This is a genomic window from Glaciecola sp. HTCC2999 (genome assembly GCF_000155775.1).
Taxonomy (GTDB): Bacteria; Pseudomonadota; Gammaproteobacteria; order Enterobacterales; family Alteromonadaceae; genus Opacimonas.
On the sequence record NZ_DS989814.1, the window covers coordinates 1 to 22,370 of the forward strand.

General features: G+C 41.9%; 19 protein-coding genes. 11 read left to right on the forward strand and 8 right to left on the reverse strand.

The window, feature by feature from the left end:
- Window positions 1-98: 98 nt before the first annotated feature.
- Entirely contained in the window at window positions 99-815 is a 717-nt protein-coding gene (locus G2999_RS09440; protein WP_010181369.1) for a response regulator transcription factor, read from the forward strand.
- Entirely contained in the window at window positions 812-2,206 is a 1,395-nt protein-coding gene (locus G2999_RS12310; RefSeq protein ID WP_010181371.1) for an ATP-binding protein, read from the forward strand. The genes G2999_RS09440 and G2999_RS12310 overlap by 4 nt, the downstream gene beginning before the upstream one ends.
- A 76-nt stretch (window positions 2,207-2,282) precedes the next feature.
- Here G2999_RS12310 and G2999_RS09450 read toward each other — a convergent pair whose 3' ends face one another.
- Window positions 2,283-3,860 carry an AMP-binding protein gene (locus G2999_RS09450; RefSeq protein ID WP_010181373.1) on the reverse strand — a complete coding sequence of 526 codons (1,578 nt, stop codon included), beginning with the start codon at window positions 3,858-3,860 and terminating at the stop codon, window positions 2,283-2,285.
- Between the two features lie 82 nt (window positions 3,861-3,942).
- Window positions 3,943-4,383: a hypothetical protein gene (locus tag G2999_RS09455; RefSeq protein WP_010181374.1), complete on the reverse strand. Its 441-nt coding sequence runs from the start codon at window positions 4,381-4,383 to the stop codon at window positions 3,943-3,945.
- A 166-nt stretch (window positions 4,384-4,549) separates the two neighbouring features.
- On the opposite strand from G2999_RS09455, the gene G2999_RS12315 reads away from it, so the two are divergent.
- The 4 genes from G2999_RS12315 (at window position 4,550) to lysC (ending at window position 10,732) form a co-directional block, all read left to right on the forward strand.
- Window positions 4,550-5,701 (forward strand): PQQ-dependent sugar dehydrogenase, encoded by a 1,152-nt coding sequence (locus G2999_RS12315; protein ID WP_198006104.1) that lies wholly within the window; start codon window positions 4,550-4,552, stop codon window positions 5,699-5,701.
- A gap of 268 nt (window positions 5,702-5,969) precedes the next feature.
- On the forward strand, window positions 5,970-8,576 hold the full coding sequence (gene acnB / locus G2999_RS09465) for a bifunctional aconitate hydratase 2/2-methylisocitrate dehydratase (protein ID WP_010181378.1): 2,607 nt from the start codon (window positions 5,970-5,972) through the stop codon (window positions 8,574-8,576).
- Between the two features lie 194 nt (window positions 8,577-8,770).
- Window positions 8,771-9,268, forward strand: a complete 498-nt coding sequence (locus tag G2999_RS09470) for a DUF192 domain-containing protein (RefSeq protein ID WP_010181380.1) — start codon at window positions 8,771-8,773, stop codon at window positions 9,266-9,268.
- 114 nt (window positions 9,269-9,382) lie between these two features.
- Window positions 9,383-10,732, forward strand: a complete 1,350-nt coding sequence (lysC, locus tag G2999_RS09475; protein ID WP_010181382.1) for a lysine-sensitive aspartokinase 3 — start codon at window positions 9,383-9,385, stop codon at window positions 10,730-10,732.
- A 41-nt stretch (window positions 10,733-10,773) separates the two neighbouring features.
- On the opposite strand, the gene G2999_RS09480 is transcribed toward lysC, so the two are convergent.
- Genes G2999_RS09480 through G2999_RS09505 form a run of 6 tightly spaced genes read right to left on the reverse strand, consistent with a single transcriptional unit; the run spans window position 10,774 to window position 17,379 of the window.
- Window positions 10,774-11,586: a symmetrical bis(5'-nucleosyl)-tetraphosphatase gene (locus tag G2999_RS09480; RefSeq protein WP_010181384.1), complete on the reverse strand. Its 813-nt coding sequence runs from the start codon at window positions 11,584-11,586 to the stop codon at window positions 10,774-10,776.
- A 14-nt stretch (window positions 11,587-11,600) separates the two neighbouring features.
- A complete protein-coding gene (gene apaG / locus G2999_RS09485) occupies window positions 11,601-11,987 on the reverse strand; it encodes a Co2+/Mg2+ efflux protein ApaG (RefSeq protein WP_010181386.1) in 387 nt (128 codons plus the stop codon).
- A gap of 37 nt (window positions 11,988-12,024) precedes the next feature.
- Window positions 12,025-12,828: a 16S rRNA (adenine(1518)-N(6)/adenine(1519)-N(6))-dimethyltransferase RsmA gene (gene rsmA, locus G2999_RS09490; RefSeq protein ID WP_010181388.1), complete on the reverse strand. Its 804-nt coding sequence runs from the start codon at window positions 12,826-12,828 to the stop codon at window positions 12,025-12,027.
- Window positions 12,825-13,811: a 4-hydroxythreonine-4-phosphate dehydrogenase PdxA gene (gene pdxA / locus G2999_RS09495; protein WP_010181391.1), complete on the reverse strand. Its 987-nt coding sequence runs from the start codon at window positions 13,809-13,811 to the stop codon at window positions 12,825-12,827. The genes rsmA and pdxA overlap by 4 nt, the downstream gene beginning before the upstream one ends.
- Window positions 13,811-15,112, reverse strand: coding sequence for a peptidylprolyl isomerase SurA (gene surA, locus G2999_RS09500; RefSeq protein WP_304412046.1), 1,302 nt, complete (start codon window positions 15,110-15,112; stop codon window positions 13,811-13,813). Before surA ends, pdxA begins: the two co-directional genes overlap by 1 nt.
- 29 nt (window positions 15,113-15,141) lie before the next feature.
- The gene (locus G2999_RS09505; protein WP_232222449.1) at window positions 15,142-17,379 is read right to left on the reverse strand and encodes an LPS-assembly protein LptD; all 2,238 of its coding nucleotides are present in this window, start codon (window positions 17,377-17,379) and stop codon (window positions 15,142-15,144) included.
- A 187-nt stretch (window positions 17,380-17,566) separates the two neighbouring features.
- Here G2999_RS09505 and djlA point away from each other — a divergent pair, with 187 nt between their 5' ends.
- The 5 genes from djlA to G2999_RS09530 all read left to right on the forward strand — a co-directional run bounded on the left by djlA (window position 17,567) and on the right by G2999_RS09530 (window position 22,334).
- Window positions 17,567-18,496, forward strand: a complete 930-nt coding sequence (gene djlA / locus G2999_RS09510; RefSeq protein WP_010181397.1) for a co-chaperone DjlA — start codon at window positions 17,567-17,569, stop codon at window positions 18,494-18,496.
- Window positions 18,493-19,404 (forward strand): site-specific tyrosine recombinase XerD, encoded by a 912-nt coding sequence (xerD, locus tag G2999_RS09515; protein WP_010181399.1) that lies wholly within the window; start codon window positions 18,493-18,495, stop codon window positions 19,402-19,404. The genes djlA and xerD overlap by 4 nt, the downstream gene beginning before the upstream one ends.
- Window positions 19,405-19,495: 91 nt before the next feature.
- Window positions 19,496-20,272 (forward strand): bifunctional protein-disulfide isomerase/oxidoreductase DsbC, encoded by a 777-nt coding sequence (gene dsbC / locus G2999_RS09520; protein WP_010181401.1) that lies wholly within the window; start codon window positions 19,496-19,498, stop codon window positions 20,270-20,272.
- Window positions 20,273-20,344: 72 nt separating this feature from the next.
- Complete coding sequence (gene recJ / locus G2999_RS09525; protein WP_034955864.1) at window positions 20,345-22,057, forward strand: single-stranded-DNA-specific exonuclease RecJ; 1,713 nt, start codon at window positions 20,345-20,347, stop codon at window positions 22,055-22,057.
- Entirely contained in the window at window positions 22,050-22,334 is a 285-nt protein-coding gene (locus G2999_RS09530) for a hypothetical protein (protein ID WP_010181404.1), read from the forward strand. Before recJ ends, G2999_RS09530 begins: the two co-directional genes overlap by 8 nt.
- Window positions 22,335-22,370: the final 36 nt, after the last annotated feature.

Here is a 22,370-nt window from a genome sequence, read left to right on the forward strand (position 1 = left end):
GCGCTTAATCAATATAATTCAATATCGCAGACGATGCAAAACACGCTATAGTCATTCTACAGAAAAATATACAGACAGAAGGAAAGGAAAGCTCCCCTATGCATAAATTGTTGATGATAGACGATGATATTGCGTTGACCGATATGCTCAAAGAATATTTGTCTGAGCATAGCCTAGATGTGTCTGTAGAAAATGACCCGATAGCAGGGATCGAAGTGTTAAGAAGTCATCATTATGATGTGTTGTTGCTTGACGTCATGATGCCAGAGCTTGATGGTTTTGAAGTGCTGCGTCAAATCCGTCAGTTCTCTTCTATTCCAGTGATTATGTTAACGGCAAAAGGCGATGATTTTGACCGGATTTTAGGGTTAGAGTTGGGCGCGGATGATTACTTGCCAAAACCATTTAATCAGCGAGAACTTGTGGCCAGGATTAAAGCATTAACTCGTCGCTATGTGGATCAATCACCTCAGTTTACTTCTGCTTCAGCGCCTGAAAAGCCGCACCTATTATCCTTGCATAATATTGTTATCGACATTCAACGCTTACAGGCGTCCATCAATCAACAGAATGTGGCGCTTACTGCGACTGAATTACACATGTTGCATTACTTAATGCTCAATGCGGGAAAAGTGATTACTAAAGACACATTAAGCCAAGCTATTTTGCATCGCCGGTTGAGCGCCTTTGATCGAAGCTTAGATATGCATGTGAGTAACATTCGTAAAAAACTTGCATTACATGGGGTGACTGACGTGATCAAAACCATGCGAGGTGTTGGTTATTTATGTCAAATTGAAGAGGTTCAAGCATGAGCCGGTTAGCCCGTTTGGATCCTCGTCAGCGCTTGTTCTCGAAAGTATTCATTTGGTTTTGGTTAGCGACGTTAGTCATGTTAGGCAGTGGGTTTCTGTTAACCCGAATGTTGCAGGTGGATGTGCAATTAGCTGCAGTTGATACAAACGAGTTGGCGCAGGCTAAAACCGTAGTACAACGTATTGAGCGGCGCTTGAATCAAGGTCTAGCTATTCAACAAGCCATTAATCGCAATGGCAGAGGTCGTATGTTAGTGATTGCTTTTGCTGATGAGCAGCGTGAACCTCGTTTAAGTTTCCCTCGTCCATTGATTCGTGATTGGCGCACGTTTAAGACCTTACAACATGAATCCCACATATGGAGTGTTCGGTTGCGTAACAGTGAGTTTGTCGGACCTTTTACAGTGACTCAAAATGATGACACCTATAAAATCTTTGTTGGGCGCTTATTACCACGTAGTGAAATCGACGATCCGCAGACAATTGCGCCAGTGATCATTGTTGTAGCATTATGTCTCAGTGCATTATTTTGTTTTGGTTTGGTGTGGAGTCTAACCCGCCCTATAGCGCAATTGCGTCAAGCGACTAATGCAGTTGCACAGGGGGAATTATCGACACGGATTGATGCTTTAGCAGAGCGTCGCGACGAGATAGGGCAATTAGCGCGTGACTTTAATCATATGGCACAGCGAGTGGAAGAAGTTGTGTCAGCTCAAAAGCAATTATTATCGAATGTGTCTCATGAATTACGCTCACCATTAACGCGTCTACAGCTCGCTGTGGCATTATTAGAAAATGCCTCAGAGCCAGCTAAACAAGCACAACATACCGCTCGTATTGAAAAAGAAATCCAGCAAATTGATCAGCTAATCGGTCAACTGTTACATTTAGCCAAGGCTGATGCGGATAAGGCGTTGCTTCGAGAGTCGGTATTATTAAATGACCTGGTCTCGGCTGTGATTGATGATGCGCAATTTGAAGCACTGAATTTACATAAAACTGTGCAGGTGAATGAGATCCCTGAAATGACATTACAGGTCCATGTGCCTTTATGGCAAAGTGCGCTCGACAATGTGTTACGTAATGCATTGCGCCATAGTCATACCTGCGTCAGTGTCCGTTTTAATATGATCACTAAGCATGGACATGATGGTATATCGATTGTTATTGAAGATGATGGTGAAGGTGTGCCTGAAGCACAATTATCACAATTATTTGAACCTTTCTATCGTGCCAAACAGACAGACGATTTAAGCACGGGTTTAGGTTTGGCGATTACCAAAGCGGCGGTTGATTATCACGGTGGGGTGATTCATGCGCAAAATCTCACACAAGGGGATAAGCGAACAGGTTTTAGCGTAAGCATGTGGTTCCCGTTAGTTAATAAATAAACTCTAGTACTTATGAAAACGCCCCATTGCAAATCAGTGTGGGGCGTTCAAATCATGTCATGTTTTGAGCGTAAGCTTAATCTCGCAACATCCGTCTCAGCAACTTACCTACACTTGATTTAGGTAACTCGTCCATCACGTGTATCTCTTTTGGTACCTTATATGCGGTTAATAATTTACGACAATGTGCTTCAATGTCAGCCGTATCTATTTCTGAGTTTAATGAGACATAGGCACAGACGCGTTCACCAGAATGATCATCGGGTTTACCAATCACTGCAGCCTCTAGAATCGCAGGGTGTTGTGTCAACACATCTTCAATTTCGTTGGGATAGACATTAAATCCTGACACGATGATCATATCTTTCAAGCGATCGACAATTTGGATACAACCGTTGGGTAAAATCACGCCCACATCACCGGTTTTAAAATAGCCATCGGCGGTCATCACTTCGGCTGTCGCCTCAGGGCGTTGCCAATAACCGGCCATAACTTGTGGCCCACGTACTGCGATTTCACCGGCTTCCCCATCAGGTTGATGTGAACCATCTTCAGCAAGAATAGCGATATCAGTACCATCTACTGGCAGTCCAACGGTGCCATATTGTTCATTGCCGGCTTGATTAAATGCAGCAACTGGCGCGGTTTCTGATAAGCCATAACCTTCCGTAATATCACAGCCGGTGACGCTTTTCCAAGCATCGACAGCTCCAGTGGTCAGTGCCGTACCACCAGAAATAGTCAATTTGAGTTTAGAAAAATCACAAGTTTTGAAATCAGGGTGAGACGAAAGCCCGACAAACAAGGTATTGATACCCGCGAAAGTAGTGAATTGATGTGGTTTGATTGCAGCGATAAATGCATCCGGGTCACGCGGATTAGGGATCAATAATACATGCGCACCGCGAGAGGCAAACGCCAACATACATACAGTAAACGCATAAATATGATACAGTGGCAAGGGACAAACCACGACTTCTGCTTGTGATTCAAAATTATCACCTAGACGAATGATGGTTTGCACGCAGTTAGAAATGATATTGCTATGAGTTAAGGCTGCCCCTTTGGATACGCCGGTGGTACCACCGGTATATTGTAGCGCAGCAACATCATGTATATCGATAGCTGGACGAGCAGGTAAAGGTTGAGCTGCGCCTTGCTCAAGCACAGTGGTAAAATTCGCATGGGTATCATGAGTTGGCGCGGTATTCGGCATCAATAATTCTGTTGCAGAGGTAATAATGACCCTCTCAATGCCCACATCTGCGGCAATTTCATCATACTTAGGTAAAAAGTCAGCTAAGATGACCAATGCCTTTGCACCCGAGTCATTGAATTGATGTTTCATTTCTCGAGGGGTGTACAGTGGGTTGGTATTTACCACGACGAGACCCGCACGAAACGCACCATAAACGGCTATCGGGTTTTGCAACACATTGGGTAATTGAATAGCAATGCGATCACCAGGTGACAATTGCATTTCATTTAAACAATAACTAGCAAAGCTAGCTGATGCACTATCGATTTGTGCATACGTATAAGTTTGGCCAATAGCAGTGTAAGCCGAGACTTCAGCGTGCTCTTTAAAAAAGCCTTCGACAAAATCGCCGATAGAATTAACACCACTCGGAACAAATGTAGATGGGGTAGACATTAAAAGCTTCCTTTTTCATTGTTATAGTTTTATAGGATTAGTGTGCCAGAAATGCAGGTCTTTTTACAATTATTTTACATTATTAGTGTTGTTTATAGAAAGCCCACCCACCCAAAGCGCCACATAGCATTTGTATCACTAAACCACTATCACGAGCGCCAGCTATTAAGGTGACATTTAAAATGGGATACAAGATACTATGCACTGTCAAAATACTTAACGCGCCGGCAATAATCGTCAGTAGTTGTTGGTAAGGACGGGCTGCTAATAAATATTTCATTATCATGTTAGTGACACTAAAAGCCAAAATAAGCGCGATGGCAATGATTACGCCATAGGTAGGTAATAACCCAAGCCAGTCTTGCGCGGTAAAACTGACTCGCTCATCCAACGGGATAAGGACATCGACTTGTTGCAGACGCCATAAATTAAACTGGGAATGACAAATACTAGCCAAAGAAAAGGTTATAAACCATGCTAGTATGAATCGCAGCCAAGGTAATTGCGCTATTTTCTGAAACATTGCGTATCCTTAAATGTCATGATGAAATATGAGTTCATTCAATGAATTCTTTCCCGTCACCATATTGGAGCTTAAAAAGATGTTTACCAATCAACCCACCAAAGCAAATACGCGAATGGTTTTTTGTATGAAGATAAATAGTCTGCTTTTAATGTGCTTACTTGTTATGAATATTTCTTATGCACAATCTACCGCATCTTATGGACTATATCCATTAATTGAGGAGATCCCCAATCCGATGGCGATAAAAAGCGATCAAGAAGGGCGTTTATGGATCACCCGTAAGACTGGCGAGTTGGTTATCACTTCAAGACTTGATTTGTATCAAGCTGAACAAGCCCTCACGCAGCAAACGATCGATTTAGATTTAGCGGATTTATATGTTGCCGGTCAAGGTGGCTTAATCGACGTATTATTACTGGATTCTTCTGATGCTGAGACAAAGCAGTTGATGGTTTCCTATGCCAAAGGTAATGAAGCGGCTAATGCGACAGCGGTCAGCTTACTAGAACTATCATGGAATAAAGCCGAAAATAGCTGGCAACTTAATGATTCACGTGTGGTGTTTATTAATGCTCCTACCAAATCATCACCGGTGCATTACGGAGGCCGTTTAGTGCAGCTTGGTGATGGCACCATATTATTAACCACCGGCGATGGTTTTGACTGGCGAGAAGCCGCACAGGATACTTCATCGGGACTGGGGAAAGTGATGCGTTTTAATGTGGATGGTTCTCCAGCCAGTGACAATCCTTTTATTGATTCAACACATCCAATCAAACGTTATGTTTATTCATTTGGCCATCGTAATCCCCAGGGACTCGTTATTGGACAGGGTGGTCAAATTTGGGAGCATGAACATGGCCCTGCCGGTGGCGATGAAATTAATTTAATTACGGCTGGTACCAATTATGGATGGCCGGTCGTCACTCAAGGAAAAGATTACTCTGGCGCGTTAATTACCCCATTTGACACATATCCTGAGATGCAATTACCACAGGTCAATTGGACACCTTCAATTGCGCCATCAGGGATGTATTTTTATGAGCATACATTATTTTCAGAATTCACCAATACATTACTAGTCACGAGTTTGGTGGCAAAGACCATTCATGTGACGTCGCTGAACGATCTATCTAACGTTGATACGGTTGACTTAGACACCCAGGTTTTTCGTATTCAGCAAAATGATGTCATACAACTTGAAGTACCTCGATTACGTGACATTACTGCCTTACCGACTGGTGAGATCTTCGTGATAAGTGATGGTGATAATGGTGAGGTGCTACAGTTAAAAAAGCTGCGATTACAACAGTAATAGATAAACATAATACGGTATGTTGGCTGGATGTTAGACCAATGTAGCCTTTCTCTAACAAAAAGTTGCTTTAGAATATCCTTATATCACTGAATTTATATGCTTTTATATCTATATAGATTATGTGAATAGTAAGTGTTGCACATTGAACCAATAACGAGACTCATTTCATCGCGATAAAACATCATTTTGATTATCATTTTAGTTACTTATTTTAATGAACTGTGCGAATGAGACGTTAATTCACAACGAAAGAGAGGATAATATCGTGCTAGTAGAATACCGTAAACACGTCGAAGAGCGAGCTGTAGAAGGGTTACCACCAAAGTCGCTTAACCCAGAGCAAGTGACAGGTCTGATCGAATTATTAAAAAATCCCCCGGCAGGTGAAGAAGCATTTCTAGTGGAGTTGATTGCTGATCGTGTTCCTCCTGGTGTTGATGAAGCCGCTTATGTAAAAGCTGGTTTCTTAACTGCGATCATCAAAGACGAAGCCATTTCTCCTTTAATTTCTAAAGATGCAGCCGTTCAGTTATTAGGTAATATGCATGGCGGTTATAATATCGTTACTTTAGTTGAATTGCTTGATAATGCCGACTTAGCAGAATTAGCCGCAGAAGAATTAAAGCACACATTATTGATGTTTGATGCGTTTCATGATGTTGAAGAAAAGCATCGTGCAGGTAATGCCTATGCGACCGAGGTTATGCATTCTTGGGCGGAAGCGGAATGGTTTACATTACGTGATGATCTCGAAGAAAAAATTACTGCGACGGTGTTTAAAGTCACAGGCGAAACTAATACGGATGATTTATCACCTGCACCCGATGCATGGTCTCGTCCAGATATCCCATTACATGCAAAAGCCGCATATAAAATGACGCGTGATGGGCTTGAGCCAGAAAAGCACGGTGAAGTGGGTCCATTAGCACAAATTGAAGCAATCAAAGCCCAAGGACATCAAGTGGCTTTTGTGGGGGATGTGGTTGGTACCGGCTCTTCACGAAAATCGGCTACTAATTCTGTATTATGGTTCTTTGGTGATGACTTACCGGGTGTACCCAATAAACGTGGTGGTGGTATTTGTATTGGTTCTAAAGTTGCTCCTATTTTCTTTAATACTATGGAAGATGCTGGCGCATTGGTATTTGAAGCTGATGTTGAAGCCATGAACATGGGTGATGTGATTGAGATTTATCCATTTGCAGGCAAGATTACCAAAAATGGTGAAACCATTGCTGAATATGCTTATAAATCAGATGTCATACTTGATGAAGTGCGTGCCGGTGGTCGAATTAATTTAATCATTGGTCGTGGTTTGACTGACAAAGCACGTGAATCGTTAGGCTTAGCACCCACTGATTTATTCCGCAAGCCAGTGCAACCTGTTGATTCTGGTAAGGGCTTTACCCTAGCTCAGAAAATGGTAGGTAAAGCATGTGGCGTTGAGGGGATCCGTCCTGGCACGTATTGTGAACCTAAAATGACGACGGTTGGCTCGCAAGATACTACCGGTCCAATGACCCGCGATGAACTGAAAGACTTAGCTTGTTTAGGTTTCTCTGCAGATTTAACGATGCAATCATTCTGTCATACGGCAGCTTATCCTAAGCCAGTAGATATTAATACACAGCATACGTTACCTGATTTCATGATGAATCGTGGCGGAGTATCATTGCGTCCTGGAGACGGTATTATTCATTCATGGATAAACCGCATGTTATTACCTGATACAGTGGGTACTGGTGGTGATTCACATACCCGCTTCCCAATGGGTATTTCATTTCCAGCCGGATCGGGTTTAGTGGCGTTTGCCGCGGCTACAGGTGTGATGCCATTAGATATGCCAGAATCGATATTGGTACGTTTCAAAGGTCAAATGCAGCCGGGTATCACGTTACGAGATTTAGTTCACGCCATTCCATTATACGGTATTAAGCAAGGCTTATTGACGGTAGAGAAGAAAGGTAAAGTTAATGCCTTCTCAGGGCGTATTCTTGAGATTGAGGGATTAAATGAACTGACCGTAGAACAAGCGTTTGAACTTTCAGATGCTTCTGCGGAACGCTCAGCAGCAGGTTGTACAATCAAGTTATCTGAAGATTCTGTAGCCGAATACTTAACCTCAAATATTACGATGTTACGTTGGATGATTAAAGAAGGTTATGGTGATCCTCGTACCCTAGAGCGTCGTGCACGTAAGATGGAAGAGTGGTTAGCACAACCGTCGTTAATGCAAGCTGATGCGGATGCCGAATATGCAGAAGTGATTGAGATTGATTTAGCTGAGATCAAAGAACCTATTTTATGTTGTCCAAACGACCCAGATGATGCGAAAACATTATCTGAAGTCGCCGGTGAGAAGATTGACGAGGTCTTTATTGGTTCTTGTATGACGAATATTGGTCATTTCCGTGCGGCAGGTAAATTATTGGAAGATTTCGGTGGTTCATTACCCACACGTTTATGGATGTCTCCGCCAACTAAGATGGACAAAGCGGTCTTAATGGAAGAAGGTTATTATAACGTTTATGGTCGTACTGGTGTACGTACTGAAATGCCTGGGTGTTCACTATGTATGGGGAACCAAGCACGTGTAAAAGCGGGTGCGACAGTACTATCTACCTCAACACGTAATTTCCCTAACCGGTTAGGTGATGGCGCAAACGTTTACCTATGTTCAGCTGAAATGGCTTCAGTCGGTGCGATTGTCGGTAAGATCCCATCAGCGGCAGAGTACATGGAGTATGCGTCTAAAATAGATTCAATGGCTGGCGATGTTTATAAATATTTAAACTTCGACCGTATTGATTCATTTAAAGCGGCAGAAGAGGAAGCTAAAGCGTCTATTATTCCGGCATTAAATATTGCATAAGAAAAACCGATTAACTAGCGTTTTATAGTGTTAGTCATCAAATAAAAAACCAGTTAAGTGATATTCAGTTTACACTTAGCTGGTTTTTTTACATTTAAATGCTATCGTCATCATTAACTTCAAGGTTTGGTAGAAATGAGCTTCATCTTTGATATGATGGAGTGTATTAACCCATAGTAAAAGACGTAGTTATAATGCCTACATTTCATTCTTTATCTCGCTTTATTTCGCTGACTTGTGCCATTTTGATGACCATGATGCCCGGTCATTTGTTGGCATTTGAACAAGTACATGCTGATGAGAATGCTCCCTCCATCGAGTTTGGACACGCCAAAGTGAATATGGCAGGACGAACTTACACCCTAGAGCTAGCCAGTAATGATACTCAACGAGCCCGCGGACTGATGTACCGCACGGAATTATGTGATAGCTGCGGTATGTTATTTGATTTCGGGCGCAGTCGACATGTCGGCATGTGGATGAAGAATACGAATATTGCATTAGACGTTGCCTATATAAACGCGAACGGAAAAATTATTAATATCGAACAAATGCAGCCTCATTCGTTACAATCTCATTATTCAGACGGGCCGGTAAAATTTGCAATAGAGATGAATGTAGGTTGGTTTGCCAAACAAGGCTTACAAGCTGGAGATAAGGTGCGTTTGATTTCTGCTATGCCAAAAAACTAAATCGTTCTATAATGCGTATAACGTACTCATTTAACATATAAAAATAACAAAAATGAGCAAATTGAGACAAAGCACCACGACAGATTACTCAATTTTTACGGAAAATCACACATCATGAATTCAGCTTTAACTATCGCCAAATTTGGCGGAACCAGTGTCGCCAATTATCAAGCAATGAGTGCTTGTGCTTCTATTATTGCTCAGCAAAATGATACCCGAGTTGTCGTGGTGAGTGCCTCTGCCGGGGTAACTAATCATTTGGTGTCGTTATGTCATGATGAGCTTAATGCTGAGCAAATTGATAATATCATTGCACAAATATCCACCATTCAATATGCCATAGAAAAACATCTTCCAGAGAATACGACTCGAACAGACACACTAAAAGGACTGATTGATGAATTAACGTTGCTTGCGAAACAACCTTCGTTGCGCACCAATGACATGCTCAAAGAGCAGGTATTGTCGATGGGGGAACGGATGTCATCGTTGTTATTTGCTGATGTATTGAATGTGCATGGTGTGGAAGCAGAAGTCTTTGATGTTAAACAGGTCATGCGAACAGATTCAAATTTTGGTGCAGCGAGTCCTGATTTAGCCCAAATCGCAGCATTATCAACAACTCATTTGGCGCCTCGTATCCAAGCCAAAGTTCAAGTAACTCAAGGATTTGTCGGTGCAGATGAGCAAGGGCGCACGACCACATTAGGACGCGGCGGTTCTGATTTTACTGCAGCGTTACTAGCTGAAGCATTAGGTGCACAGCTATGTCAAATTTGGACCGATGTCATCGGAGTATATACGACTGATCCACGCATTACTGATAAAGCTCGTCCTCTACCAGAATTAAGTTTTGAAGAGGCAGCTGAAATGGCTACATTTGGGGCTAAAGTATTGCATCCAGCCACGATGGAACCTGCGTTAAGACAAGACATTAAAGTCTTTGTTGGCTCGTCAAAAGAGCCAGAAAAAGGTGGCACGATCATTGTTCGTGATTGTGAGGTTGAACCACCATACCGAGCCATTACCCGTCGTAAAGAGCAAGTCATGGTTACCGTAAAAACACCTAAAATGATGTATGCGCAAGGATTCTTAGCAAAAGTCTTTGAGATTATTGCCAAGCATGAACTCAGTGTGGATTTGGTAACGACATCAGAGATCTCAGTCTCATTTACTTTAGATAACCCACCCAATTCAGTAGCAGAGCGCTTAAACCGAGTCACTATCGAAGAACTACAGGATATCTGTGATGTAACGGTTGAACGTGGTTTTGATTTAATCACTGTTGTAGGGAATCACATGCAAACTTCGGTGGGTGTCAGTAGTAAGATTTTAAGTGCGGTGACTGATTATCAATTACGCATGATTTGTTTTGGTGCAAATCCGCATAATATGTCATTCCTCGTCCAAGAACAGCACAGTGCTGATATTGTTAAACAACTTCATTCGGTATTGTTTGAGTAATATTAGCTAAACCTACGTAGGGGTAACTAAAGGTACTTCATTTAATTTTCTGCAGAAACAGATATTAATTTATTCTCGGTTAGATTAAGTGCGGTCAATTTTTTACCCCAAACGTATCCGGTATCCAGTGCAATAAATTGGGGGTGTTGGGTTAACCCATCCAGGCTCGCCCAATGACCAAAAATAACACGTTGCTGCGGGCTCAGATGAGGATTGTGCTTCTTAAACCAAGGCTCAATATCATCCGGTGCATTGGTAGGTGACATTTTAGATTTCAAATCTAGCCCACCGTTCAAAGAGATATATCGCATTCGGGTAAACGCGTTGATAATAAAGCGTTTGCGGTCTTTTCCAGATAGATTACTATGCCAGCAATGAGGTCGGTTGCCGTAGAGGGCATTAATGGATTCTGCAAATTTCTTTTGCTGCAATATTGTCTCTATTTCATGAGAGTATTGTAATGCTTGTGAGAATGACCAGCCTGGATATAATCCGGCATGTGTGATTAATGTATTGGGGTCATATTGGTAAGCAAGGGGAAATTGACGTAACCAATCGATATACCGATTTAAGCGTTTGTTATTTAATAAGCGATCTAAGCGGTCAGCTTCTTTCGCTGTTTTTAAACCCGCTTGAGTCACCAGTAAATTCAGGTCATGATTACCTAATACACTCGTAAATCTATCGCCAAATGAACGGCATAGCTTTAAAACACTTAACGAGTCCTCACCTCGTGCGATGAGGTCGCCCACGGCAATTAATTTATCATGTTGAGGATTAAAACTTAGCGTATCTAAGAGTTTATTTAATCCGGCATAACAGCCTTGAATATCACCTACGACGTAATCTGTCATAATGAGATAACGTCTTAGTTAACAGCGGTGTTGAGGGCTAATGAGAAAACGTCGATAGGCGCTTTATACATAGTGCCGTCATTGGCTTCAAATTCGTAGTGACCTTGCATAGTGCCCACCGGTGTTTTGAGTAACGCGCCACTAGTATAGGAAAAAGATTCACTGGGGGGAATTACAGGTTCCTCGCCAATCACACCCGCTCCACTGACTTCTTGTTGTTCACCGTTACCATCTGTGATGAGCCAATAACGGTTGCGTAATTGAAGTGGATTATCACCTTGATTTGTCATTGTCACATGATAAGCAAATGCGAAACTGACATCAGGGAACTCACCTTGTTGTCCTAGAAATTTAGTGAACACGTTGATATTAATATCATGAGTCAATGCTAAATCTGCCATACACACACTACCTGTTTATATTATCGAAATTGCTAATTTACGTTTCTGAGCCAAATGTTGCATGATTAGCAATCAAAGCAAACTGAGCCAGAGATAACCCTTCCGCGCGCCACACCGGATCAATGCCTATACTGGTGAGTACATCTGCATCAATTACCGACTTTAAACTATTCCTGATTGTTTTTCTGCGTTGGTTAAAAGCTAAAGCGGTGACTTTTTCTAATGCTTTTAATTCATTCACTTCCACAGGAGGTGTTTGATGAGGGATTAATCGAACGACTGCACTATCCACTTTCGGTGGTGGTGTGAAAGCTTCTGGTGGCACTTCAATCACCGGTACTACGGTACAATAGTATTGAGCCATGACTGACAAACGGCCATAGTTTTTATGGCCTGGACGAGCAGCTAAGCGATTGACAACCTCTTTTTGTAACATGAAGTGCATGTCTTTTATTTGATTAGTAAAGGTAAACAAATGAAACATTAAAGGGGTCGAAATATTATATGGTAAGTTACCAAATACCTTTAAAGGTCCTTGCTTGGCTAACTCAGTGAAATCAAATTGCAATGCATCTGCTTCAATGACATTCAATTTAGAGGACATAAACGGATGTTCACGTAAACGTTTAGCTAAGTCTCTGTCTAATTCAACGACATTTAAGTGCTCAACCACATCACATACAGGTTCAGTTAACGCCCCTAAACCGGGTCCAATTTCTACCATAATATCGTCATTGTTAGGTGCAATTGCACTGACAATTTGATCGATAACATAGTCGTCATTTAAAAAGTTTTGCCCAAAACGCTTACGCGCCTTATGACCTAAGTGAGTATTACTCATACGCGCCTATTTGCTAGTTTGATGGCTTGCAGCATTGCTTTATGCAAACTGCCCGAATCGGCTTGTCCCGTGCCAGCTAAATCAAGTGCTGTGCCGTGATCTACTGAAGTACGGATAAAAGGTAACCCTAACGTAATATTGACAGCTTTACCAAACCCTTTGTATTTTAAAACGGGTAAGCCTTGGTCGTGATACATTGCAAGAATAGTATCTGCATCTTCTAGGTATTTAGGATTAAAAATGGTATCTGCAGGTAAAGGCCCTGTAATATGCAATCCTTCATCGCGCAATTTATTTAATGCCGGGATCATTACGTCAAGTTCTTCACGCCCTAAATGCCCATCTTCACCAGCATGTGGATTTAATCCGCAGACATAAATGTGAGGCTTATCAATGCCAAACTTCAGCTTTAAATCAGTATTGATAATGTGAATGACTTTATCAAGTCGATCTTGAGTAATTGCTTTTGATACATAAGCTAACGGAATATGGGTTGTCGCTAATGTCACGCGAAGCCCATCGGTGGCAAGCATCATCACTACATCAGAGGTATTAGATTGATTAGCAAAATATTCAGTATGACCACTGAAGGAGATACCCGCTTTGTTAATAATGCCTTTATGCACAGGGCCTGTGACGACGGCATCAAAATCACCATCGATATTCGCATCACAGGCTTGTTTTAATGTTTCTACAACATATTGGCCATTTATTGTCGATAACTGACCCGCTACAACCGGTTCGGCGCAGGGAATGTGCTGAACATATAATGAACCTAATGGCGCTTTAGTCGTTTGTTGTTGATAAGGAATGACATCTAACGCTAAATCCAACATCGCTGCACGCTCTAAGAGCATATCTTTATCAGCGAATATGACTAAGATGGCATCCCAGCTATGGTGAGCAAGTTGTACAATCAGATCTGGGCCAATACCTGCCGGTTCACCTGGAGTGACGGCTATTTTACTTAGTGCTGGCGTCATTACGAATTGCTGCCATCATCAAGCACTTCAATAAATGCTTCTTCACGCATCTCGCGTAACCACGCATCGGTCTCTTCAGCGAATTTACGATTAAAGATAAGTTGATATGCTTTGTCTTGTTTTTTGCGATCAGTAATATCATCAACACGACGATCAATTAATTGAATTAAGTGCCAGCCATGGACAGAACGTATAGGTTCAGATATTTCATCTTTTTCTAACTTAACAAGTGCATCTTTAAATGCAGGGACATATAAACTAGGGTCAGCAAACCCTAACTCACCGCCTTTCACTGCAGAACCCGGGTCTTCAGAATGTGCTTTAGCTAAATCAGCAAAATCAGCTGTGCCTTCTAGTACCTGAGCTTTGAATTCTTGTAACATTGTTTCCACTTTCTGCTCAGACAGAATAATTGAAGGTTTCACTAAGATATGGCGAGCATTAATTTCTTCTAACTTAGCCACTTCAATACCACGTGTTTCTTGTATTTTAAGGATATGAAAACCAGCGCCACTGCGAATGGGACCAATTAATTCGTCAGCTTCTTTGCCTTGTACCACTTCTGCAAAGAGGGTCGGCATGGAGTTGATGTTCAGCCAACCCATATCACCGCCATCAAGTGCTTTTGGTCCAGAAGAAGAAGCAATAGCAATTTTTGCAAAGTCAGAACCAGAATTGAGAAGGTTCAACACTTTTTCAGCACGCTCACGTGCCGAGGTAATATCAGCATCAGTAGGTTCAGGTGGGAAGCCAATGAGTATATGTCCTAGGCGATATTCAGCTTGTTCATTACCTTGTTCTTCGATGAGTGCAACCAGTGAAGAAATTTCTTGAGGGGTAATATAGATACGACGGCGTACATTGGCACGTCGGACTTCACCGGTAATCAGTTCTTTGCGAACGGTTTCTCGATAACTGTCGTAATCCAGTCCCGCTTGTGCAATTCCTGCACGTAATTGATCCATGGTACTGTTTTGGTTTTTGGCAATGTTTGCAATCGTTTGTTCTAGTTGAGGATCAGAGACTTGGATCCCCATTCTTTCAGCCATTTGCATTTGTAGATTATCTAAAATTAAGCGCTCAATAGCTTGCGTACGTAACGCCCTATCAGAGGGTAGTGACTGGTTATTTTTCTTAGCACTTTCTTTGACGGTGGCGATGAGCTCGTTAATTTCACTTTCTAAAATAACACCTTGATCGACAATGACTGATACTTTATCTAATTCCGTTTGGGCCATTGCAGAGACACTCACTGATAACCATAAACAACCTATCAATATTCCTAAAAACTTCATAAACACTCTTTTTTTTGTTGTGTGCGTTAGACACTTTAATTAATGAGGTAAGGTTGGCGGTAACCAAACATACCTTCTTGTAACATATTATTGTTGCGTCGAGAGGACGATAATCCTTTAAAACTAAATTGTAGCGCAACACCTGAATCAAACTGACTTATATCTTGAATATTATCATTAGTGTAGCGATTTGCTAAATGGCGTTGGGCGATTAATCTGACTGACCAGCAACACGATTCATATTGCAGACCAGCATATGCTTCAATAGTTCGCGATAAAGTACGATCTTTATACCAACGTCCGACCCATTGCCATTGTTCGTTTATTGGCCAAGCTGCACTGAGACCTAATTGATTAATCGTTTCTTGGGAAAGATCACGTACAAATCTGTGTGATAATTGTATCAGACTTTGAGCGTCTTTTCGGTATTCCAGCGCCACACTGCTTCGTTCTACTTTATCGGCATTGGTGCTTAGTTGTAATTGTGAATGAGCAAACCAGCGTTGGGATAAGCGAAAATCAAACTCTGCTGCGAGTGCTGAACGTTGATCATCAATCGTGTTCTTGAGTAGTTTCGAGTTATCAAAATAGAAAATTTGACCAATACTCATGGCACCACGTTGTTGACTTTGGGCATCTAAAATACGTGCAGTTATACCAATAGTTAATTGATTATTATCGCTGATACGATCAAGTCCACTGAAAGCTTGGCCTCGAAACAGACCATTGACATTATTTAATAAACGCGCAGAGTCATAGAGCCCAATATCATCTTGTTCAGCATAACTGGTGTATAAATATTGGATTTGCGGAGATAATGTCAATATCCCTTTTGTATTGGTTAATGACTGAGGACGCTCAAAAAAGGCGGCTGCGTAGAGGCGGGCTTGTCCAATATTTCGATTGACGCTTTCGGATAAATTAGATTGAAGAATATTGCTTTGTTGATAATGGGTGGATAACCAAGTGAAGTCTGCACTGACTTCGGTTGCTGCTGAAATTTGAGAATAACGTAATGTCGGTGCAATATGAGCACGTGTTGCTGTCGGTAAATTAGGATTTTGATTATCAAAGTAACTGAGTTCAGAGTGGACATCTAAAAACCAATGGTCATTCACAGCATGACTATAATCGACCGAGATATGAGGCAGGGCACGATAATTATTGGTATTTTCGCCCATCACATCAAAGTCTTGAAACGTCGTTCGTAATGACAAGTTTTTACTGTGATAAATCCACCCTACAGTTCGGTTCACATAAGTATCTGCACGGTTATAAAAATCAGAACCAAAATCGACTATGTAATTATCGTCGCTAATGTCATTAAAATCGATGAACCATTCCAGGTTATCCGTTATCTGCCCTTGGTGTTGTAAACGAAAAAAATAACGTGGGTCATTAGTCATAAACTCGTCATCAGAAGCTAAGTATTCGAGTGTGACGGTCCCTTGTTGTTGTTCTGTTAGGTAACGAAACTGGGTATTAAGTTGGATCCCTCGGTTAGTTAATATTCGCGGGGTGATAGTCGCGTCGTAATTGGGAGCAATATTCCAATAAAACGGCTGAGAAATATCGATACCATTGGTGCTTGATGAGGTGATTTCTGGGAATAATAGACCCGATTGACGCTGTGACGTCACCGGGAAAGCAAAATATGGTAGGTATAAGACTGGCACACCGGCAACATAAAAGCGTGTGTTAAATGCCTGGCCTAAGGTACCTGATTGGCCAATATTAATCTCTGATGCTTTGATAGCCCAGTCTTGTTGAGAGAGTGGGCAGGTGGTAAAACTCACAGTGTCTAATGACAAACCACCTTGTGCACTAACCGATATTGTTTCAGAGAGTCCATTACCATTAATGTTAGCCAGCTGATAGCGCGCATTGTCTATGATAAATGAATTCGTGTTGCTGTTTAATGAAATAGACTCACTGGTCACTTCTAGTTGGTCATTGATAAAGCCTACTTGTCCCACGGCAACAACACCATTGCCGTTGTCAGTGATGGTGGCAGAATCCGCAAAAATTTGTCCTGCAGGACTCTCAATGTTGACATTCCCAGTAAATTGCGCACGTTGATTTAATAAGATCTTCGCGCTATCGGCACTCACCATAATGGCATTTGAATCTGTGGATAATACACGAGGTACTGGTGTGATAAGCGCTGGATTAATACATTGTAGTGCGGAAATAGCAGTAGGAGACGCAGTTTGCGCTAATGCATTATTCAGCCCAAATAGCATCGTCAAAAGACCTGCATATATAAATGTCACAACAAATTTCATGAACGCATTAGACAACATAAGATAAAGTGTCGGTAATTTTAAAGCTTTATGGCTAAATTTCCATGTTTAACTGAGAAAAATAACTATTTAACTGACTTTTTTATGTTTTTTTCTTTAATGCCAATCTTACGCCAGTTATGATGCTTCTTTTGAATGCAACAACAATGGATGTAACATGAACTATACGGGAAAAATACTCGGTGTATTGTTTGGTTTTTTGTTATTGAAAATACCAGGCGCATTGCTGGGGTTAATAGCCGGTCATTTATTTGACAAGGGCATGAGTAATGACTTCTCTGGTTCAGGAGGATTCCGACGTTTTTTTGCAAATAATGAACGGTTGCAAAATAGTACTATTTTTTTCCACGCATTATTTGCTTGTTTAGGACATATCGCCAAAGCTGACGGAACAGTGACTCAATCTGAAATCAACGTCGCTATGCGTTTGATGGATGATATGAATCTGGACACCGAAGATCGGAAAAAAGCGCAACAAGCTTTTCGCGAAGGTAAAGAGGCGGATTTTCCCTTACATAATATTCTGAAAGATTTAAAACACGATTTACATGATCAAAAAATCATTCTTCAAGCGTTTTTAGAAATGCTAATAGAGTCATCTTTTGCCGATGGAGAATTGTCGGTTAAAGAAGTCGAAGTATTGGATAAAATTTCTCTTGAACTTGGATTTACTCACAAAGATTTAGAACGATTGATTCGCCGTTTTGAGGCTGAACTGCGTTTTCGTCAACGCCAAGAAGCCGTATTTAAAACGCGAGAAGAAGCACGTGCAAGGGCACAAGAATACGCCAAGCAATGGCAAGAGCAAGCGCGTCAACATTCTTCACAATACTCCCAACACAAAGGTCATTCACAGCAACCTCAATATACCAACGAACAGCGCCTTGCCGATGCTTATCGTATACTCAACGTGGCGCCAACTGCAGATGAAAAGACCCTTAAACGCGCTTATAAAAAGTCGATGAATGAACATCATCCCGACAAGTTGATGGCGAAAGGGTTACCTGAACAAGCCATGGAATTGGCCAAAAGTAAAGCTCAAGATATTCAAGCTGCGTACGCATTAATTAAGCAATATCGAAAATGACAGGACTTTTATCGGCTCATAATGCGCAGGTACTCGATGCTTTTCTAGAAGTCCTGTATTTAGAAAAAGGGCTATCAGATAATACCTTATCTGCTTATCAAACTGATTTACGCCAACTTTGCCGGTTTTTGACGCAACAAGACGCTGCGTTTTCATTAGTGGATATTACCGATACAGATATTCGTGCGTATTTGAGTCATCGCCAAGCCAATAATGTGTCAGCACGCAGTACTGCTAGAGCGTTATCATCATTAAAAACATTTATTAAATATTGTTTATCAGAAAAAATCCGTGATGATGATCCGTTACGTCATATTAAACCGCCGAAAGTCGCAGTATCGTTACCTGATAGTTTAACCGAGGCGCAAGTTGAATCGTTGCTGGCCGCACCTGATACTGCACTTGCTGTGGGTCAACGTGATAAAGCAATGCTGGAAGTATTATATGCCACGGGTCTACGAGTGACAGAGTTAGTCGGGTTACGACTTGACCAAATGTCGTTGCTTCAAGGGGTGGTGCGGGTCATAGGTAAAGGTAACAAAGAACGTCTGGTGCCATTAGGTGAACCGGCAATAGAAGCGTTGACGTTATTTTTGCAACAAGGTCGCCATGAATTATTGAAACATAGCAGTGATGTTGTATTTCCTAGTACCCGCGGGACCCAGATGACTCGACAAACGTTTTGGCACCGTATAAAACACTATGCTATGGTGGCTGGGATCCAAGTGCACTTATCTCCGCATACCTTGCGTCATGCGTTTGCGACACATTTACTCAATCACGGTGCAGATTTGCGAGTAGTGCAGCTCTTATTAGGTCATAGTGATCTTTCTACTACACAAATATATACTCATGTAGCCAGTGAACGTTTAACGCATATTATAGAATCGCATCATCCACGCGGATAAATTATTTCAGATTTTTATACGAAAGGTGAATACAATAACCTATCAATGCGGTCTATTCGCCACTTATTAGTCAATTATACGGAACCATAAAATGAAAAAGCTGTTATTACCTTCTAAGCTTATCGCACTGTTTATAATATTACTCAGCATGAATGCTTGTGCTCAGGAGTCTACAGAAACGCCAACTGTCACTGGTCAAGTGACACCATCTATCGTATTGAGCGATGATATCATTGAAAAATTTCAATCCAACACCCGTTTAGCCATTCAGCATGTTGCGCAATCTCCCGTTGATGCACTTTATCAAGTGACAACAGACCGTGGTATTTTCTATTTATCCAAAGATGGTCAGTTCTTCATCAATGCGGTTATTTTTAATCTCGACAAAGGCATGCTTAACGAGACTGATGTGGCAATGAACAGTGTGCGTCTAGCACAAGTAGCTAAGATCCGTAATAGTGGGATTGTCTATAAAGCATCAAATGAAAAATATATAGTGGATGTATTTACCGATACTACTTGTGGTTATTGCCGAAAGTTACATCGTGAAATGCAAGATTATCTCGATGCAGGGATTTCGATTCGTTATTTGGCATATCCGCGTGAAGGTTTAGCAGGAAATGTTGCTCAACAAATGCAATCAATTTGGTGTGCTACTGATCAACAAGCTGCTATGGACCAAGCAAAAGGTGGGGATAATGTGTCTAGCGCATCATGTGATAACGAAGTGGCGGCTCACTATAATGCAGGCCGTGCGATTGGTGTGACAGGGACTCCGAATATGGTTCTTTCTGATGGGTCTCTGATCGGAGGCTATCAACCCGCCGCCGCGTTATTAACTGTATTGAAGCAACGTTTAGGTAGCTAACCATTGATTGATACTGCATTTACTAAAGAGCATCAGCCTGTTTCTGACTTAGCTGTTGTACAGCGAGCGGCAATGGTGCCTATTAAGGATCGTCGTTTGGCTTTTGGTGGTCCTTATGAAGACATTTTATCTGCGATTTTTTTACATCGTGGTATCGAGAGTCTTGATGAGCTGGCAACAGGAGCTAAAGATTTACTGCATTTTAATCAACTTAACGGTATTCAAGCCGCGGTTGAGCTTTTATTTACTGGGTTACAATCCCAACAAAAAATCGTCATCATCGGTGATTTTGATGCCGATGGCGCAACTAGCACAGCATTATGTATGCTTGCGTTACGAGATTTAGGTTTTCATAGTGTCCAGTATTTAGTACCCAATCGATTTGATTTTGGATACGGGTTATCTCCAGAAATCGTCGATGTCGCGATTGAACAATATGCACCGGATATCTTATTAACCGTTGATAATGGCATTGCCTGTCATGCCGGTGTGGCGCATGCTAAAGCTCATGGGCTTAAAGTCATCATCACCGATCATCACTTACCGGGTGAATCGTTACCTAACGCAGATGCCATCGTCAATCCCAATCAGCATTATTGTGAGTTTGGTTCAAAGCATTTAGCCGGTGTCGGTGTCGCCTTTTATGTATTAAGCGCATTTAAAACTCATTTATTAAGTGTGGGTTGGTTTCCTGATCCTGCGCGTGCACCAAACTTGGCTCAGTATTTAGATATTGTGGCGTTAGGGACGGTGGCTGACGTCGTCAAGCTGGACAAAAATAACCGAATTTTCGTCTATCAAGGCGTCCAACGTATTCGAGCCGGTCGTTGTCGTCCTGGCATCCGAGCCTTATTGGATGTCGCGAGTAAAGCACCTGATAAAGTCACCGCAACGGATTTAGGGTTTATCTTAGGGCCGCGCTTAAATGCTGCGGGTCGTTTAGAGGATATGGCTCAAGGTATTGAATGCTTATTAGCTGATGATTACGATACTGCGCGAGGTATGGCACACACGCTGGATTCGTTAAATCGTCAGCGCCGTGAGATTGAAGGTCAAATGCGTGAGCAAGCAGAGGCAGCACTGGCGAGTATTCAACTGGATGACGCCACCTTGCCTGATGGTTTAGTGTTATATGATGCTGATTTTCACCAAGGGGTGATAGGTATTTTAGCGGGTCGCATCAAAGAGCAACATTATCGACCTACTGTTGTGTTTGCTCAACAAGACGATCACGAGCTTAAAGGCTCAGCACGTTCGATACCTGGTGTCCATATTCGGGATGTATTTGATGAGATTAATACTCGTCATCCCCATATTATAAAAAAATTTGGCGGGCATGCTATGGCTGCAGGCTTATCCATTAATGTTCAGTACATTGATGAATTTACTACCGCATTTCATTCGGTCTTAGCTAAATACATGGCACAAGTGCCTAATGAAGCGCAAATACTCAGTGATGGTCAACTTTCATCGCGCAATATGACGTTAGATTTTGCCCACACATTAGTGCAAGCCGGCCCCTGGGGACAAGGGTTTGAAGAGCCCATTTTTGATAATATCTTTGAACTAGTGAGTCAGCGTGTGGTAGGGCAAAAGCATTTGAAGATGGTCTTAAAACTTGATCAGGTTACCGTCGATGCCATCGCTTTTAATATTGATGTGAATACGTGGCCGGATCTTAATGTCAAGCGTGTCCATGTGGCGTATAAATTGAATATTAACGAATTTCGTGGGCAACAATCGGTGCAATGCATGGTGGTTAAATTTGGGCCCGCTTATGGCTAAACCGGATAAACAACTCGACAACATGCTCAAACGTCACCGAGCGCTCACACATTCTACCGACATGAAAGTGTGTTCACATGTTCAAAGAGAGACCGATGAGTGGGTCGTACATACGTTGATGCTAGAAAGCATTGATGTGCCTTTTGTCTTTAAACGTAAAAAGCGTTACAAACCACTAGTCGGTGCCAATGTGAATTTGACTTACTATCCCAGCGTACGTGAAGTGGCGGGTATTGAGATGGAACAGATGAACGTGGTCCGCGTCAAACGAGCATAACTCATGAACATGCTATTACAATTGCGTTATCGTTGG

What these genes read in the sequence shown, in the direction of transcription:
- xerD (WP_010181399.1), top strand. Translation starts at nt 18,493, where the DNA reads ATGACAGGACTTTTATCGGCTCATAATGCGCAGGTACTCGATGCTTTT.
- pdxA (WP_010181391.1), bottom strand. Translation starts at nt 13,811, where the DNA reads ATGACGCCAGCACTAAGTAAAATAGCCGTCACTCCAGGTGAACCGGCA.
- rsmA (WP_010181388.1), bottom strand. Translation starts at nt 12,828, where the DNA reads ATGAGTAATACTCACTTAGGTCATAAGGCGCGTAAGCGTTTTGGGCAA.
- djlA (WP_010181397.1), top strand. Translation starts at nt 17,567, where the DNA reads ATGAACTATACGGGAAAAATACTCGGTGTATTGTTTGGTTTTTTGTTA.
- G2999_RS09480 (WP_010181384.1), bottom strand. Translation starts at nt 11,586, where the DNA reads ATGACAGATTACGTCGTAGGTGATATTCAAGGCTGTTATGCCGGATTA.
- G2999_RS09440 (WP_010181369.1), top strand. Translation starts at nt 99, where the DNA reads ATGCATAAATTGTTGATGATAGACGATGATATTGCGTTGACCGATATG.
- recJ (WP_034955864.1), top strand. Translation starts at nt 20,345, where the DNA reads ATGGTGCCTATTAAGGATCGTCGTTTGGCTTTTGGTGGTCCTTATGAA.
- dsbC (WP_010181401.1), top strand. Translation starts at nt 19,496, where the DNA reads ATGAAAAAGCTGTTATTACCTTCTAAGCTTATCGCACTGTTTATAATA.
- G2999_RS09470 (WP_010181380.1), top strand. Translation starts at nt 8,771, where the DNA reads ATGCCTACATTTCATTCTTTATCTCGCTTTATTTCGCTGACTTGTGCC.
- G2999_RS09450 (WP_010181373.1), bottom strand. Translation starts at nt 3,860, where the DNA reads ATGTCTACCCCATCTACATTTGTTCCGAGTGGTGTTAATTCTATCGGC.
- G2999_RS09530 (WP_010181404.1), top strand. Translation starts at nt 22,050, where the DNA reads ATGGCTAAACCGGATAAACAACTCGACAACATGCTCAAACGTCACCGA.
- lysC (WP_010181382.1), top strand. Translation starts at nt 9,383, where the DNA reads ATGAATTCAGCTTTAACTATCGCCAAATTTGGCGGAACCAGTGTCGCC.
- apaG (WP_010181386.1), bottom strand. Translation starts at nt 11,987, where the DNA reads ATGGCAGATTTAGCATTGACTCATGATATTAATATCAACGTGTTCACT.
- G2999_RS12310 (WP_010181371.1), top strand. Translation starts at nt 812, where the DNA reads ATGAGCCGGTTAGCCCGTTTGGATCCTCGTCAGCGCTTGTTCTCGAAA.
- G2999_RS12315 (WP_198006104.1), top strand. Translation starts at nt 4,550, where the DNA reads ATGAATATTTCTTATGCACAATCTACCGCATCTTATGGACTATATCCA.
- G2999_RS09455 (WP_010181374.1), bottom strand. Translation starts at nt 4,383, where the DNA reads ATGTTTCAGAAAATAGCGCAATTACCTTGGCTGCGATTCATACTAGCA.